The organism is Allobosea sp., from assembly GCF_048595345.1.
Classification (GTDB): domain Bacteria; phylum Pseudomonadota; class Alphaproteobacteria; order Rhizobiales; family Beijerinckiaceae; genus Allobosea.
On the sequence record NZ_JBMDWH010000187.1, the window covers coordinates 1 to 13,299 of the forward strand.

Genomic DNA, 13,299 nt, shown 5'->3' on the forward strand with positions numbered 1-13,299 from the left:
GAGGAGCGCACGCCCTTCAACGGCGCAATCAAGCTCATGCCCACCTGGCCCGAATTCAAGCGCATCATTCCGAGCGCCTTGCGCGGCTCGGCCGTCGGCTCGCTGCTCGGCATCCTGCCCGGCGGCGGGCCGGTGATCGCCCAGTTCGCGGCCTACGGCCTCGACAAGAAGGTCAGCAAGTACAAGGACGAGATCGGCCAGGGCGCGATCGAGGGCGTCGCCGGCCAGGCGGCGGCGGACGAGGCGGCGGCGCGCACCAGCTTCATCCCGCTGATGAGCATCGGTATCCCGGAGAACGCGGTGATGGCGCTGATGATGGCGGCCTTCATCATCAAGGGCATCCAGCCCGGGCCGAACATGATCGCCAAGCATCCGGACCTGTTCTGGGGCCTCGTCGCCTCGATGTGGATGGGCAACTGCTTCCTGCTGCTGCTCAACGTGCCGCTGGTGCGCTTCTGGCTCTCGGTGTTCAAGATCCCGTACAACGTGCTGTTCCCGTCGATCCTGTTCTTCTGCTGCATCGGCACCTTCAGCATCAACAACAGCCTGCACGACATCTACACCACCGCCGCTTTCGGCCTGATCGGCTACATCATGATGCGGCTTTCCTTCGATCCGGCGCCGCTGATGCTGGGCTTCATCCTGGGACCGATGCTGGAGGAGTATTTCCGCCGCTCGATGCTGCTGAGCCGCGGCAGCTTCATGACCTTCTTCGAGCACCCGATCAGCGCGACGCTGCTGACGATCCTCGGGCTGTTCCTGGCCTGGCAGGCCTATGCGGCGATCAAGGGCAAGAAGGCGACGCTGGCGGACGCGATCGACGTGCGGCCCGCCTCACACTGAGGCGGCAGCCGGCCCGCCTCCTTCCGGCTGCGCGGTGAGCTACACGGCGCGCTCGCGGCGCACGGGCAGCAGCACCGGCGCACGGCCGAGCCGGCCGGCCAGCACCATCGCCTTGGGCGCCAGCAAGCCGGCGCGCAAGCGCCGTCCGCCGAAGGAAATCCCCGCCCGCTCCCGCAGTGCCGCCGCCACGCCCGTGGCGGGCAGGATCGCGGGAGTGAGCGGGTGCAGCAGCAAATGCCGCTCGAGGACCTGCACCCAGTTGGGTTGCGGAACATCGCCGGCATCGAGCAACAGCAGATTGTCGCCGCGCGCCTGCTGGGCGCCCAGATTCCACCCCTCGCCGCTGGCGGCGCGCAGATAACTCGCCCCGGTCGCATCGGCGAGGCGCTCGATCTGCGGGCTCCCGACAGGATCGACCACGACGGCATGGCCGAAGAACCCGTCCGCCACGGCCGGGATCAGCACCGCGAAGGTCGCGGCGAGCGCTTGTGGCTGACCCGGCGCACGGATGACGGCTGTGAGCATCGTCAACCTCTATGCCGCAGCGCACCATGTCGCAATCCTGTCACTTGCCAAATGTTCCTACTATGTTCACATTGAGCAGCACGAAAAAGCGGCGACTCGGCTGTCGCATGGAACAAGAGCGATGATTCAGGCCAGACCGACCTCACGGCCCAAGGCAGCTGCCCAGCCTCTGCGACGGCAGGACGGCGAGACGGTGTCGGCGGCGCTGCGGGTCGCGCCGGCCGATCCCCTCGCCCATGCCGGCCATCGCATCGATCCCGAGCGGCGGCGCGGGCGCGGCGCGACGATCAATCCCGGCGGGCGCTTCGAGACCGAGCAGCGCCTCGCCGAGGATGATGGCTGGGGCTCGCTGGGCGAGCTCGCGCCCTTCAAGACCGAGATCGCCTATGAAAAGGCGCGCACGATCATCACCAAGAACGACTCGCCGGATATTTCCTTCGACCGGTCGATCAACCCCTATCGCGGCTGCGAGCATGGCTGCGTCTACTGCTTCGCGCGGCCGAGCCACGCCTATCTCGGCCTCTCGCCGGGGCTGGACTTCGAGAGCAAGCTGACCGCCAAGCCGGACGCCGCCGCGCTGCTGGAAAAGGAGCTTTCCGCCGCCGGCTATCAGCCGCGCACCATCGCGATCGGCACCAATACCGACGCCTATCAGCCCATCGAGAAGAAGTTCCGGATCATGCGAGAGGTGCTGGAGGTTCTGGCACGCTTCAACCACCCCGTCGGCATCGTGACGAAATCGGCGCTGGTGCAGCGGGACATCGACCTGCTCGCCCCGATGGCGGCGAAGGGCCTCGCCAAGGTCGCGATCTCGGTGACGACGCTGGACCCCAAGGTGGCACGCGGCATGGAGCCGCGGGCCGCATCGCCCGCCAAGCGGCTGGAGACGATCCGCAAGCTGTCGGAAGCCGGCATTCCGGTGACGGTGCTGGTCGCGCCGATCGTGCCGGCGATCAACGAGCACGAGATCGAGCGCATCCTGGACGCGGCCAAGGCGGCGGGCGCGCAGGAGGCGGGCTATGTCCTGCTCAGGCTGCCGCTGGAGGTGCGCGACATCGTGCAGGAATGGCTGCTGACCCACCATCCCGACAAGCTGCGCCATGTGATGTCTCTGGTGCGCTCGACCCGCGGCGGCAAGGACTATGATTCGCAATGGGGCCAGCGCATGGTCGGCTCCGGTCCCTATGCCTGGATGATCGGCCGACGCTTCGAGCTGGCGGCCGAGCGGATCGGCTTCAACACGGCGCGCAAGCGGCTGCGGACGGACCTGTTCGTCAAGCCGGAGAAGGAAAAGGCGCAGCTGAGTTTGTTTTAAGGGGGACGATACCGTCATGCTCGCCCTTGTGGCGAGCATCCACGTCTCGAACACGGCTCTCGACCAGCGAAGACGTGGATGGTCGGGACAGGCCCGACAATGACAGCGGTGTGCGTTAAACGGAGGAGGACATGCTCGCCTCTGGCCCCACCTCGCGATCCGTTGCATAAGCCCGCCATGCCCGCTGACTTCACCCGCGAGACGCTCGCCATCACGCGAGGCCTGTGGCCTCTCGCGGGGATCGACGAGGTCGGGCGCGGGCCGCTGGCGGGGCCGGTGGTGACCGCGGCGGTGATTCTCGATCCGGAGCGCGTGCCGGCCGGGCTCGACGATTCGAAGAAGCTGCCGGCTGCGATTCGCGAGGAACTCTTCGGCGAGATCATGGACAAGGCTCTCGCCGTCAGCGTCGCCAGCGCGAGCGCGACCGAGATCGACCGCATCAACATCCGTCAGGCGACGCTGCTGGCGATGCGCCGCGCCGTCTCGGCCCTGCCGCTCGCACCCTTGCATGTGCTGGTCGATGGGAACGATCCGCCGCTCCTGAGCTGCGGCTGCGAGGCGATCATTCAGGGCGACGGGCAGGTGGCCTCCATCGCCGCCGCCTCGATCGTGGCGAAAGTGACGCGCGACCGGATGATGGCGCGGCTGTGCCGGCGCTTTCCGGCCTATGGCTTCTCCGCCCATGTCGGCTACGCGACGCCCCAGCATCGGCGCGCCATCGCCGAGCACGGCCCCTGCCCCGAGCACCGCTATTCCTTCGCGCCGGTGAAGGGCGTGTGGTCGCGGCAATAGTTTTTCGTGCTGAGCCCTCATCCTGAGGAGCCGCGCAGTGGCGTCTCGAGGGATGGTTGTCGAGGCTCCTCAACCATCTGGAGCATCCTGCGAGACGCGCTCCTGCGGAGCGCTCCTCAGGATGAGGGCTGAGGAGACGGCTGCAAGAGGGGGACGACGCGCTGCCCTCAGCCCGGCTGCCTCGGCCCATTAACCCGCGCTTAGGAAATTGTCCTTTTTGGGCAAAGGGCTAGGCAAAAGCTGCAGCCCCAGAATGGGACGCATTTTTTTCAAACCGGAAACCGGGCTTTTACCCTGCCTGACCAATATCGCCCTCGTTGAAGTTGCGTAACGGTCTTGGCGTCATGGGTATCTCGCGTACCGGGACCGCCAGCGCTCCCGTCCGGATTCAGGTTTCGCGTACCGGACGGCCTGCGCTGGGGGCCCGGATGAAGACCAAGGGTCTTCACCACCCTCTCGGGACAGATGTCGAGCTGCCGCTCGACCAGGTCCTGCTCGGCGATTGCGTCGCCGCGATGGAGGCCCTGCCTCCGGCCAGTGTCGACCTGGTCTTCGCCGACCCGCCTTACAATCTCCAGCTCGGCGGCGATCTGCGCCGGCCTGACGACAGCCTCGTCGACGCCGTGGACGACGACTGGGACAAATTCGCCTCCTTCGCCGAATACGACGCCTTCACCAGGGCCTGGCTCGGCGCCGCGCGGCGCGTGCTGAAGCCGGACGGGGCGCTGTGGGTCATCGGCAGCTACCACAACATCTTCCGCGTCGGCACGATCCTGCAGGATCTCGGCTTTTGGATGCTGAACGACATCGTCTGGCGCAAGGCCAATCCGATGCCGAACTTCCGTGGCCGGCGCTTCACCAACGCGCATGAGACGCTGATCTGGGCGGCGCGCGGCGAAGCCTCGAAATACACCTTCCATTACGAGGCGCTCAAGGGCGGCAATGACGACCTTCAGATGCGGTCGGACTGGTATCTGCCGCTCTGCACCGGTGACGAGCGCCTGAAGGACGATAAGGGTGCTAAGGTCCACCCGACGCAGAAGCCGGAAGCCCTGCTCGCCCGGGTGCTGCTCTCGGCCTCGAATCCCGGCGACGTGGTGCTCGATCCCTTCTTCGGCACGGGCACGACGGGCGCCGTCGCCAAGGCGCTGGGCCGCCGCTTCATCGGGCTGGAGCGCGATCCGGTCTATGCCAAGGCGGCGCGCGAGCGCATCGCCGGGGTGACACCCCTCCCGCCCGAGGCTTTCGCGACCGCGCCCTCCAAGCGCAGCGAGCCGCGCGTGCCCTTCCTCGCTCTGGTCGAGGCCGGGCTGGTGAAGGCCGGCGAAACCGTTTTCGACGACAGGCGGCGCCATTCCGCTGTGATCCGTGCCGATGGCACGCTTTCGGTCGGTCCCGCCATCGGCTCGATCCACAAGGTCGGTGCGCTGGTTCAGGGCCTGCCGAGCTGCAATGGCTGGACCTTCTGGCATGTCGAGCGCGATGGAAAGCCGATGCTGCTCGACATGCTGCGCGGCGAGATCAGGGCACAGATGGCGGCGGCCTGAGCCCCGCCGCCGCCAGCACCTTGACCATGACGCCGGAGAGAGGCTCCTCGCCCAGTCTCCCCAGCGGCGTAAATCGCATGCCGGCAGGCGCTTGAGTCCCCGGCGGCACCGCGCCGGTGAAGACGGTCAGCTCCAGCGGGAAATGCGTGAAGACGTGGCGCACGGGCTCGGCTTCTTGCGTCCAGCGCAGCGGCACCGGCGCGTCCTGCGCCGCGCCGTCCAGCTCGTAATCGGCGCGCCATTCGCTGGTCGGCACCTCGGCCATGCCGCCGAGCAGGCCCTTGGCCGGGCGGGTGCGCAGCAGAACCGCACCGTCCGCACGAGTCAGCACGAAGGCGGCGCCATAGCGCATCGCTCCGGCCTTCTTCTTCGCCTTGCGCGGAAAGCTCTCCTGCGTGCCCTCGGCGCGGGCGACACAGGGCTCGCGCCAGGGGCAGAGCCCGCAGGCGGGGTTGCGCGGCGTGCAGATGGTGGCGCCCAGATCCATCAGGGCTTGGGCGAAATCGCCGGGCCGGCCCGGCGGCAGCATCGCCAGCACCTTGTCGCGCACCAGCGGGCGAGCGCCCGGCAATTCCGCCTCGATCGCGAAGCGACGGGTCATCACCCGCTCGACATTGCCATCCACCGCCGCCGCCGGCCGGTCGAAGGCGATGGCCGCCACGGCCCCGGCCGTATAGGCGCCGATGCCGGGCAAGGCGCGCAAGGCCTCCTCGGTGTCGGGAAAGAGCCCGCCATGCTGCTCGACCACGGCCTTGGCGCAGGCATGCAGGTTGCGGGCACGGGAATAATAACCGAGGCCCGCCCAGGCCTGCATCACCTCCTCGCTCGGAGCCGCGGCCAGGGCCTGCACGGTCGCGAATCGAGCCATGAAGCGCTCATAATAGGGCTTCACCGCCGCGACCGTCGTCTGCTGCAGCATGATCTCGGAGGCCCAGACGCGGTAGGGATCGGCCTTCGCGCCGGCTGTGGCGCGCCATGGCAGCGCCCTGCGATGGCGGTCATACCAGGCGAGAAGATCGGCGGCGTCGGGGGCGGTCATGACGTCGATGTAGCGCGTCCCGCCGGCCGGGCAAGCGCGCTTTTCGTGACGATGGCGCGCCGGGAATCAGGGGCCTGACAGCGCCGTCGCGATCCCCAGCGACAAGGCCGTCTGGGCCGAGACGTGGTGCATGGTGTTGTATTCCGCCTTGGTGATCAGCGAGGCGGCGCCGGGCACGCCCATCTCGTAATAGATATTGACCATCGCAGAGGTGGCGGCGCCGGAATAGCCATGGCGCCCGGTGTTGTGCAGCACATTGCCTTCGTGGAAGCCGAGGCCGCGCTTCGTCTTCGCGTCGCCATCGCCGATCGCGCCGGCGTTGATATAGAGCCGGCGCGTGCCGGCGACGAAGAGGCCCGTGCAGGCGCTCTCGCAGCGGGCGCGGCTGGCATCGACGACGGTGGCCAGCCCCTTCTCCCGGATCTGGCGCGCCATTTCGCGGGCCGGGTAGATGCGCCCGCCGGGGCTGTCGAGATAGATCACGCGGATCGCCGCGGCCTCGGGCCTCGCCAGGAAATCCCGCAGCTTGAACTCGTCGCCGTCCTTGATCGGCCCGCTCAGCAGCGCAGCCGAGCCCTTCTGGCCAATGTCCATGGCGTTGGCAGGCGCGCAGGCGAGCCCGATCACCGCGAGTGCGGCCAGCATTCGACGCATGACGAAGTCCCCCCAGCCAGCCCTCGCCCGGCTTGCCTTCGTCTTGTATGATGAGCCGGAAGCGCCGACAATGCCGCGATGGTCGCCAAGCCGCTCGCCGAACTGATCGAGGATTGCATCGCCCCCGCGCTCGCCGCGCAGGGCTTCGCGGGGCGCTCGATCGTGACCCTCTGGCCCGAGATCGTCGGCGAAAGACTGGCCCTGCGCACGCGCCCGCTCAAGATCGACTGGCCCAAGCGCCGGCCGGCGCCCGGCGAGACCTCCGACCCAGCGACGCTGGTGGTGCGCGTCGAGGGGGCCTTCGCACTGGAGATGCAACAGCTGGGGCCGCTGGTGGTCGAGCGGGTCAATACGCATCTGGGCTGGCGGGCGGTCGGCAAGCTCGTGCTCAAGCAGGGGCCCGTCGCCCCGCCTCAGCCCAAGCCGTCGGCGCCTGTACTCGCCCCGGCCGCCGCGGCGGCGGTGGAGCGGCAGGTCGCGTGCGTCGAGGACGAGGGGCTGCGCGAGGCGCTGGCGCGGCTCGGCAAGGCGGTGGCGCTGCGGGCCCAGCCTGGGTCCGACACGGCTTCGTGAGCGAAGCGCCGCAAGGGCCGATGCGCTCTTGCCACAATCGAGCGGCCTCTATAGCTCCCGCTGCAACCAAGCTGCTTTTCGAGGAACCCTCTACGATGACCAACAGGCGCCAGCTCCTTACCGGCACTGCCGGGATCGCCGCCGTGCTGCTGGGTGCGGGTTTCGCCGCCACCGGCACCGCCCAGGCGCAGACGAAGCTGCCCGATGCCGGCCCGCTCGGCGATGTCTGGCTCGGCCCGGCCGACGCCAAGGTCAGCGTGGTCGAATATGCCTCGATGACCTGCTCGCATTGCGCGCATTTCCACGAGACGACCTGGCCCGAACTCAAGAAGAAATATATCGACACGGGCAAGATCCGCTTCACGCTGCGCGAATTCCCGCTCGACCCGCTCGCCACCGCCGGCTTTATGCTGGCGCGCTGCAACGGCAACGAGAAATACTACCCGATGACGGACCTGCTCTTCGCCCAGCAGAAGAACTGGGCCTTCGTCGACAAGCCGGTCGACGCGCTGTCGGGCTTGGTCAAGCAGGCCGGCTACAGCCAGGAATCCTTCGAGGCCTGCCTGAAGCGGCAGGACATCTACGACGCCATCGTCAAGGTGAAGGATGGCGGCGCCAAGGCCGGCGTCGACTCGACGCCGACCTTCTTCGTCAACGGCCAGAAGGTTTCCGGTGCCATTTCGATCGCGGAGTTCGACAAGATCCTGGAGCCGCTGCTGGCGAAGTGAGGGGGCGGCGCGTCCTTCCCCTCTCCCCGGCATTTCGGGCTTGCTCGATATGGGCAGCTCATAGCGTCAAAGGCGGCAACAGCCGACTGCGAGGGGGAGAAGGAAGGCAGCCTTCATGCAGCTGACGCGCCTCAAGCTCGCCGGGTTCAAGACCTTCGTCGAGCCGACCGAATTTCCGATCGAGCCGGGGCTGACCGGCGTCGTCGGGCCCAATGGCTGCGGCAAGTCCAACCTCGTCGAAGCCCTGCGCTGGGTGATGGGCGAAAGCTCGTTCAAAAACATGCGCGGCGCCGGGATGGACGACGTCATCTTCGGCGGCTCCGGCGAGCGCCCGGCCCGCAACATGGCCGAAGTCGCGCTGACCCTCGACAATGGCGACCGAAAGGCCCCCGCCGCCTTCAACGAAACCGATGTTCTGGAAGTCACCCGCCGGATCGAGCGGGAAGATGGCTCGACCTATCGCGTTAACGGCAAAGAGGTCCGGGCCAAGGACGTCCAGCTGCTCTTCGCCGATGCCGCGACGGGCGCCCGCTCGCCCGCGCTGGTGCGGCAGGGGCAGATCAGCGAGATCATCTCCGCCAAGCCGCAGTCGCGCCGCCGCATCCTGGAAGACGCGGCGGGAATCGCCGGGCTGCACAGCCGGCGCCACGAGGCCGAACTGAGGCTGCGCGGCGCCGAAGAGAACCTGACCCGGCTGGAGGATGTGCTCGGCCAGATCGACGGGCAAGTCGAGGCGCTGCAGCGGCAGGCGCGGCAGGCCGGGCGCTATCGCAGCCTCGCTTCGGAGATCCGGCGGGCCGAGGCGGTTCTGGCGCTGATCGCGATCGAGGAGGCGCGCACGCAGGAGGCGCAGGCCCAGCAGGCGCTCGACGATGCCATGCGTCTGGTCGCCGAGCGGACCGCGTTGCAGGCCGAAGCCGCGCGGGCGCAAGCCGTCGCCGCCCATGCGCTGGCGCCGCTGCGGGAGGCGCAGGCGAGCGCCGCGGCCGCAACTCTGCGGCTGAAGCGCGGGCTCGACGATCTCGAGGCCGAGGATCGGCGGGCCCGGCACCGCGGCGAGGAGCTGGATCGGCGCCTCTCCGAGCTGGAAGCCGATCTCGCCCGGCAGGAGAATGCCGGCCGCGACGCCGAGGAGAGCCTCGCCCGGCTCAAGGCGGAAGACGAGACGCTGGCGCGGGACATGGAGGGCTCGGGCTCGGGCGCGGAGCAGGCCGCCGCCGCTGCAGGCGAAGCCGAGGCGGCGCTGGCCGCGGCAGAAGCGCGCCATGCGACCGCGCAAGGGGCGCTGGCCGAGCTGACGGCACGGCGCGGCGCGCTCGAACGCGCCCTGCGCGAGGCGGTGGAGCGCGAGACGCGCGCCGCTGGCGAGCAGGAGCGCCTGCAGCAGGACCGCAGCCGGCTCGACGCGACGCTGGCGAGCACGGAACTCGATGCGCTGCGGGCGGCTCTCGCCGAAGCCCAGGCCGGGATGGGCGAAGCGGATTCGCGGGCCGGCACCGCTCGCGCCGATCTCGCCGCCGCCCGCGAGCAGGAATCACGGCTGCGGCCTCCGCTGGCCGAGGCCGATCGCAAGGCGCAAAAGCTGGAAACCGAGGTCGCGACGCTGGCCAAGCTGCTGGCGCCCGCGGCCGACGGAGGCTGGCCGGCGATCGTCGATGCGCTACGGGTCGCAGCAGGCTTCGAAACCGCGCTCGGCGCCGCGCTGGGCGACGATCTCGACGCCTCCTCGGATTCCGGCGCACCCACGCATTGGCGCGAAACCGATGCGGCGGGCGATCCGCCCTTGCCGGCCGGTGCCGAACCCCTCTCCGCCCATGTGGAGGCGCCCGCGGCGCTGCGCCGGCGCCTCGCCCAGACCGGACTCGTGGCACGCGATGCCGGGCAGGCGCTCGCCCCCCTGCTGCGGCCGGGCCAATCACTGGTCTCGCGCGAAGGCGATCTGTGGCGCTGGGACGGCTTTACCAGCGCGGCCGATGCACCCGCCCCCGCCGCGCGCCGGCTAGCCGAGCGCAACCGTCTCGATGCGCTGAACGCAGAAGCGCGAAGCGCGCGCGATCGGGCGGAGGAAGCCCGCGCCGCGCTTGAATCCAGCGTCGCTCGCACGCGGGTCGCCGCCCAGAGCGAGGCTGCGGCGGTCGAATCCGCGCGGCAGGCCCGCCGCCGGCTCGATCAGCAGCGCGAGGCGCTGACGCAGGCCGAGCGCGCCGCCGCGGCGACCGCGGCACGGCTTTCGGGGCTCGGCGACGCCATCGCGCGCGCCGCGCAGGCCAAGGCCGAGGCCTCCGCCCAGCGGCGCGAGCACGACGCGGCCATCTCGGCACTGCCGGTGGCGACGGCTCTGGAGGCAGCGCTGCTCGAAAGCCGGGCCGAACTCGCCGAGCGCCGCGCCGCAGCCTCCGACGCCCGCGCCCGCCAGCAGACCCTGGCGCGCGAAGCGCAGCTGCGCCGGCAGCGCAGGCAGGCGATCGCGGCCGATCTCGCCGCCTGGACCCGGCGCCGCGAGGCGAGCGCGCAGACTGTGATGCAGGCCAAGGGGCGCATCGGCGAGGCTGCGGCCGAAAGACAGGCGCTGCGGGAGGCGCCGGACCATTTCCTCAGCGAGAAGCGCCGCCTCCTCGCCGAAATCGAGGCCGGCGAAGCGGCGCGCAAGGAAGCGGACGAACGACTGGCGGCGGGCGAGACGGCGCAGGCCGAGGGCGACCGGCAGGCGCAGGCGGCGCTGGAAGGCCTTGCGGCCGCGCGAGAGCAGCGCGCCGCAGCCGAGGCGCGTCGCGAGGCCGCCCGCCAGCGCAATCTCGACGTGTTGCGCCAGATCGAGGACATGCTCGGCAGCGACGCCCACGGGCTGCGCGGCATCGCGGAGGTCAAGGCGGGAGACGCCCTGCCCGAGCCCGAGGAACTCGAACGCAGGCTCGCGCAGCTGAAGGGCGAGCGCGAGCGCCTCGGCGCGGTCAATCTGCGGGCGGAGGAGGAACTGGCCGGGATTCGCGGCCGGCGCGAGGGGCTCGCCACCGAGAGAGACGACCTTACCGAGGCGATCCGGCGCTTGCGCCAGGCGATCGGCGCGCTCAACCGGGAAGGGCGCGAACGGCTCACGGCCGCCTTCGCGATCGTCGACGGCCATTTCCAGCGGCTCTTCGGCGTGTTGTTCGGCGGCGGCGAGGCGCAGCTGAAACTGGTCGATTCGGAGGATCCGCTGGAAGCCGGGCTCGAGATCCTCGCCCGCCCGCCCGGCAAGCGGCCGCAGGTGATGACGCTTCTGTCCGGCGGCGAACAGGCCCTGACCGCGACGGCGCTGATCTTCGCCGTCTTCCTCACCAATCCCTCGCCGATCTGCGTGCTCGACGAGGTGGACGCCCCGCTCGACGACGCCAATGTCGAGCGCTATTGCGACCTGCTCGCCGACATGGCGCAGAAGACCAGCACCCGCTTCATCGTGATCACCCACAATCCGATCACCATGGCGCGGATGGACCGGCTCTTCGGCGTCACCATGGCCGAGCGCGGCGTCAGCCAGATGGTCTCGGTCGATCTGGCCACGGCCGAGCAGATCCGCGAGGCGGTCTAGAGCATCGCGCGTCCTGACGGACGCCATGACGATACTCTAAGATATTGGTGGCGCATCGCATTCTTCCGAAAAGCGGAGTCCACTCTTCGGTCCGATGCTCGAGGCGCGACAGCGTTCCCCAAGCCGCGCCATACCGCCCCGCGAGCGCGTTCCGCGGGCTGAAAAAATGCCACATTCGGCACCGCATTGCGGCAAGAATGACGCACTTCTCCCGAATTTCGAGATTTCTCAATATGTTACGCCTAATCCCCCTGCCTTGACAGCGCGGGGGCCTCCCAATAAAGGAGGCCGTGCTGACGACGGCTCGATGCGCGGGTTTGGACGAGGTTACACTGGTTTTTCGCCGGATCGTGGCGCTTCCACGATGAAAACGGAGACAAAGCCATGTCCGAACCCGATCCCAACGCCTCAGACTCGGAGTTGCGCGCAAGACTGGGTTCGCTGAGGTCGGCTTTGCGGCAGGCCGAGGCGAACGAAAAGCCGGGCGCGGGCCCGGTCGGAGAGGACAAGGCGCTCGCGGGTGCGATGTCCTCCGGTTTTCGCGCCGCGACGGATCTGGCAGGCGGTGTCATCGCGGGTGCCCTAATCGGGTATTTCGGCGACCGGTGGCTTGGAACGTCTCCGTTCCTGCTGATTGCCTTCCTGGTGATCGGAACCATCGCCGGCTTCCGGTCCGTCTATCGGCTCGGCTCGCGGCCGACCTCCGGGTCGGACAAGGTGCCGAAGGACCATTGAGCGAATTGCGGCTGCTCCAGCCGCGCGGCAAGGGACGAAACGATGGCGGCCGGCGGCGGAATCGATCCGATCCACCAATTCCAGATCCACCCGATCGTGGCCTTGAAGCCGTTCGGCATCGACCTGTCCTTCACCAACACCTCGTTGTGGATGGTGATCGTCCTGGCCGTGGTTTCCGCGATCATGATCTACGGCTCGAGCCAGCGTGCGGTCGTTCCCGGCCGGCTGCAGTCGCTCGCCGAGATGATCTACGAGTTCGTGGCGCAGACGCTGACCGGCGTGATGGGCCGGGAAGGGATGAAGTTCTTCCCCTTCGTGTTCTCGCTGTTCATGTTCGTGCTGGCCAGCAACATGCTCGGCATGCTGCCGGGCTCCTTTACCGTCACCAGCCAGATCATCGTCACCGCCGCCTTCGCCATTCTGGTGATGGCCGTGGTGCTGATCTATGGCATCACCAAGCACGGCACCCATTTCTTCGGCCTGTTCGTGCCCTCGGGCGTGCCCGGCTGGCTGCTGCCCTTCGTGATGCTGATCGAGGTCGTTTCCTTCCTCTCCCGCCCGGTCTCGCTGTCGCTTCGTCTGTTCGGCAACATGCTGGCCGGCCATATCGCCCTGAAGGTGTTCGGCGGCTTCGTGGTGGCGCTCATCGCCGCGGGCGGCGCCGCCACCGTTCTGGCGCCCCTGCCGCTGCTGCTGGCGGTCGCGCTCACCGCGCTCGAGTTCCTCGTCGCCTTCCTGCAGGCCTATGTCTTCGCGATCCTGACCTGCGTGTATCTCAACGACGCACTGCATCCCGGCCACTGAGGCCGCAGCGCTCGCGAGAGTTCATCCCACCCTTCAAACCGTTCCACACTGGAGATAAGACCATGGATCCTGTTGCAGCCAAGTTCATCGGCGCCGGCCTCGCCTCGCTCGGCATGGGCCTCGCCGCCATCGGCGTCGGCACCATCTTCGGCAACTTCCTCTCCGGCGCCCTGCGC

Annotated in this window: 13 protein-coding genes; 10 read left to right on the forward strand and 3 right to left on the reverse strand. The window is 68.8% G+C overall.

The window, feature by feature from the left end; translation table 11 throughout:
• Positions 1-843: tripartite tricarboxylate transporter permease (locus ACOJTB_RS16655; RefSeq protein ID WP_420103645.1), on the forward strand; the 843-nt coding region annotated here is incomplete at its 5' end.
• Between the two features lie 39 nt (positions 844-882).
• Here ACOJTB_RS16655 and ACOJTB_RS16660 read toward each other — a convergent pair.
• Positions 883-1,368: a glycosyltransferase family 2 protein gene (locus ACOJTB_RS16660; protein ID WP_420103646.1), complete on the reverse strand. Its 486-nt coding sequence runs from the start codon at positions 1,366-1,368 to the stop codon at positions 883-885.
• Positions 1,369-1,489: 121 nt separating this feature from the next.
• Between ACOJTB_RS16660 and ACOJTB_RS16665 the strand changes: the two genes are divergently transcribed.
• The 3 genes from ACOJTB_RS16665 to ACOJTB_RS16675 all read left to right on the forward strand — a co-directional run bounded on the left by ACOJTB_RS16665 (position 1,490) and on the right by ACOJTB_RS16675 (position 5,022).
• Positions 1,490-2,683 carry a PA0069 family radical SAM protein gene (locus ACOJTB_RS16665; RefSeq protein ID WP_420103647.1) on the forward strand — a complete coding sequence of 398 codons (1,194 nt, stop codon included), beginning with the start codon at positions 1,490-1,492 and terminating at the stop codon, positions 2,681-2,683.
• 177 nt (positions 2,684-2,860) lie between these two features.
• Positions 2,861-3,475: a ribonuclease HII gene (locus tag ACOJTB_RS16670; protein WP_420103648.1), complete on the forward strand. Its 615-nt coding sequence runs from the start codon at positions 2,861-2,863 to the stop codon at positions 3,473-3,475.
• 344 nt (positions 3,476-3,819) lie between these two features.
• Complete coding sequence (locus tag ACOJTB_RS16675) at positions 3,820-5,022, forward strand: site-specific DNA-methyltransferase (RefSeq protein WP_420103649.1); 1,203 nt, start codon at positions 3,820-3,822, stop codon at positions 5,020-5,022.
• On the opposite strand, the gene mutY is transcribed toward ACOJTB_RS16675, so the two are convergent.
• Together mutY and ACOJTB_RS16685 are read right to left on the reverse strand one after the other, a co-directional pair.
• The gene (gene mutY, locus ACOJTB_RS16680; RefSeq protein ID WP_420103650.1) at positions 4,997-6,061 is read right to left on the reverse strand and encodes an A/G-specific adenine glycosylase; all 1,065 of its coding nucleotides are present in this window, start codon (positions 6,059-6,061) and stop codon (positions 4,997-4,999) included. The genes ACOJTB_RS16675 and mutY overlap by 26 nt on opposite strands.
• A gap of 66 nt (positions 6,062-6,127) precedes the next feature.
• Entirely contained in the window at positions 6,128-6,715 is a 588-nt protein-coding gene (locus tag ACOJTB_RS16685) for a hypothetical protein (RefSeq protein WP_420103651.1), read from the reverse strand.
• Positions 6,716-6,793: 78 nt separating this feature from the next.
• Between ACOJTB_RS16685 and ACOJTB_RS16690 the strand changes: the two genes are divergently transcribed.
• The 6 genes from ACOJTB_RS16690 to ACOJTB_RS16715 all read left to right on the forward strand — a co-directional run.
• Positions 6,794-7,288, forward strand: a complete 495-nt coding sequence (locus ACOJTB_RS16690) for a DUF721 domain-containing protein (protein ID WP_420103652.1) — start codon at positions 6,794-6,796, stop codon at positions 7,286-7,288.
• A gap of 95 nt (positions 7,289-7,383) precedes the next feature.
• A complete protein-coding gene (locus ACOJTB_RS16695) occupies positions 7,384-8,016 on the forward strand; it encodes a DsbA family protein (RefSeq protein WP_420103653.1) in 633 nt (210 codons plus the stop codon).
• 115 nt (positions 8,017-8,131) lie between these two features.
• Entirely contained in the window at positions 8,132-11,584 is a 3,453-nt protein-coding gene (gene smc, locus ACOJTB_RS16700; protein ID WP_420103654.1) for a chromosome segregation protein SMC, read from the forward strand.
• 384 nt (positions 11,585-11,968) lie between these two features.
• The gene (locus tag ACOJTB_RS16705; RefSeq protein WP_420103655.1) at positions 11,969-12,319 is read left to right on the forward strand and encodes an AtpZ/AtpI family protein; all 351 of its coding nucleotides are present in this window, start codon (positions 11,969-11,971) and stop codon (positions 12,317-12,319) included.
• 42 nt (positions 12,320-12,361) lie between these two features.
• The gene (locus tag ACOJTB_RS16710; RefSeq protein WP_420103656.1) at positions 12,362-13,123 is read left to right on the forward strand and encodes a F0F1 ATP synthase subunit A; all 762 of its coding nucleotides are present in this window, start codon (positions 12,362-12,364) and stop codon (positions 13,121-13,123) included.
• A gap of 62 nt (positions 13,124-13,185) precedes the next feature.
• Positions 13,186-13,299: ATP synthase subunit c family protein (locus ACOJTB_RS16715; RefSeq protein WP_465248410.1), on the forward strand; the 114-nt coding region annotated here is incomplete at its 3' end.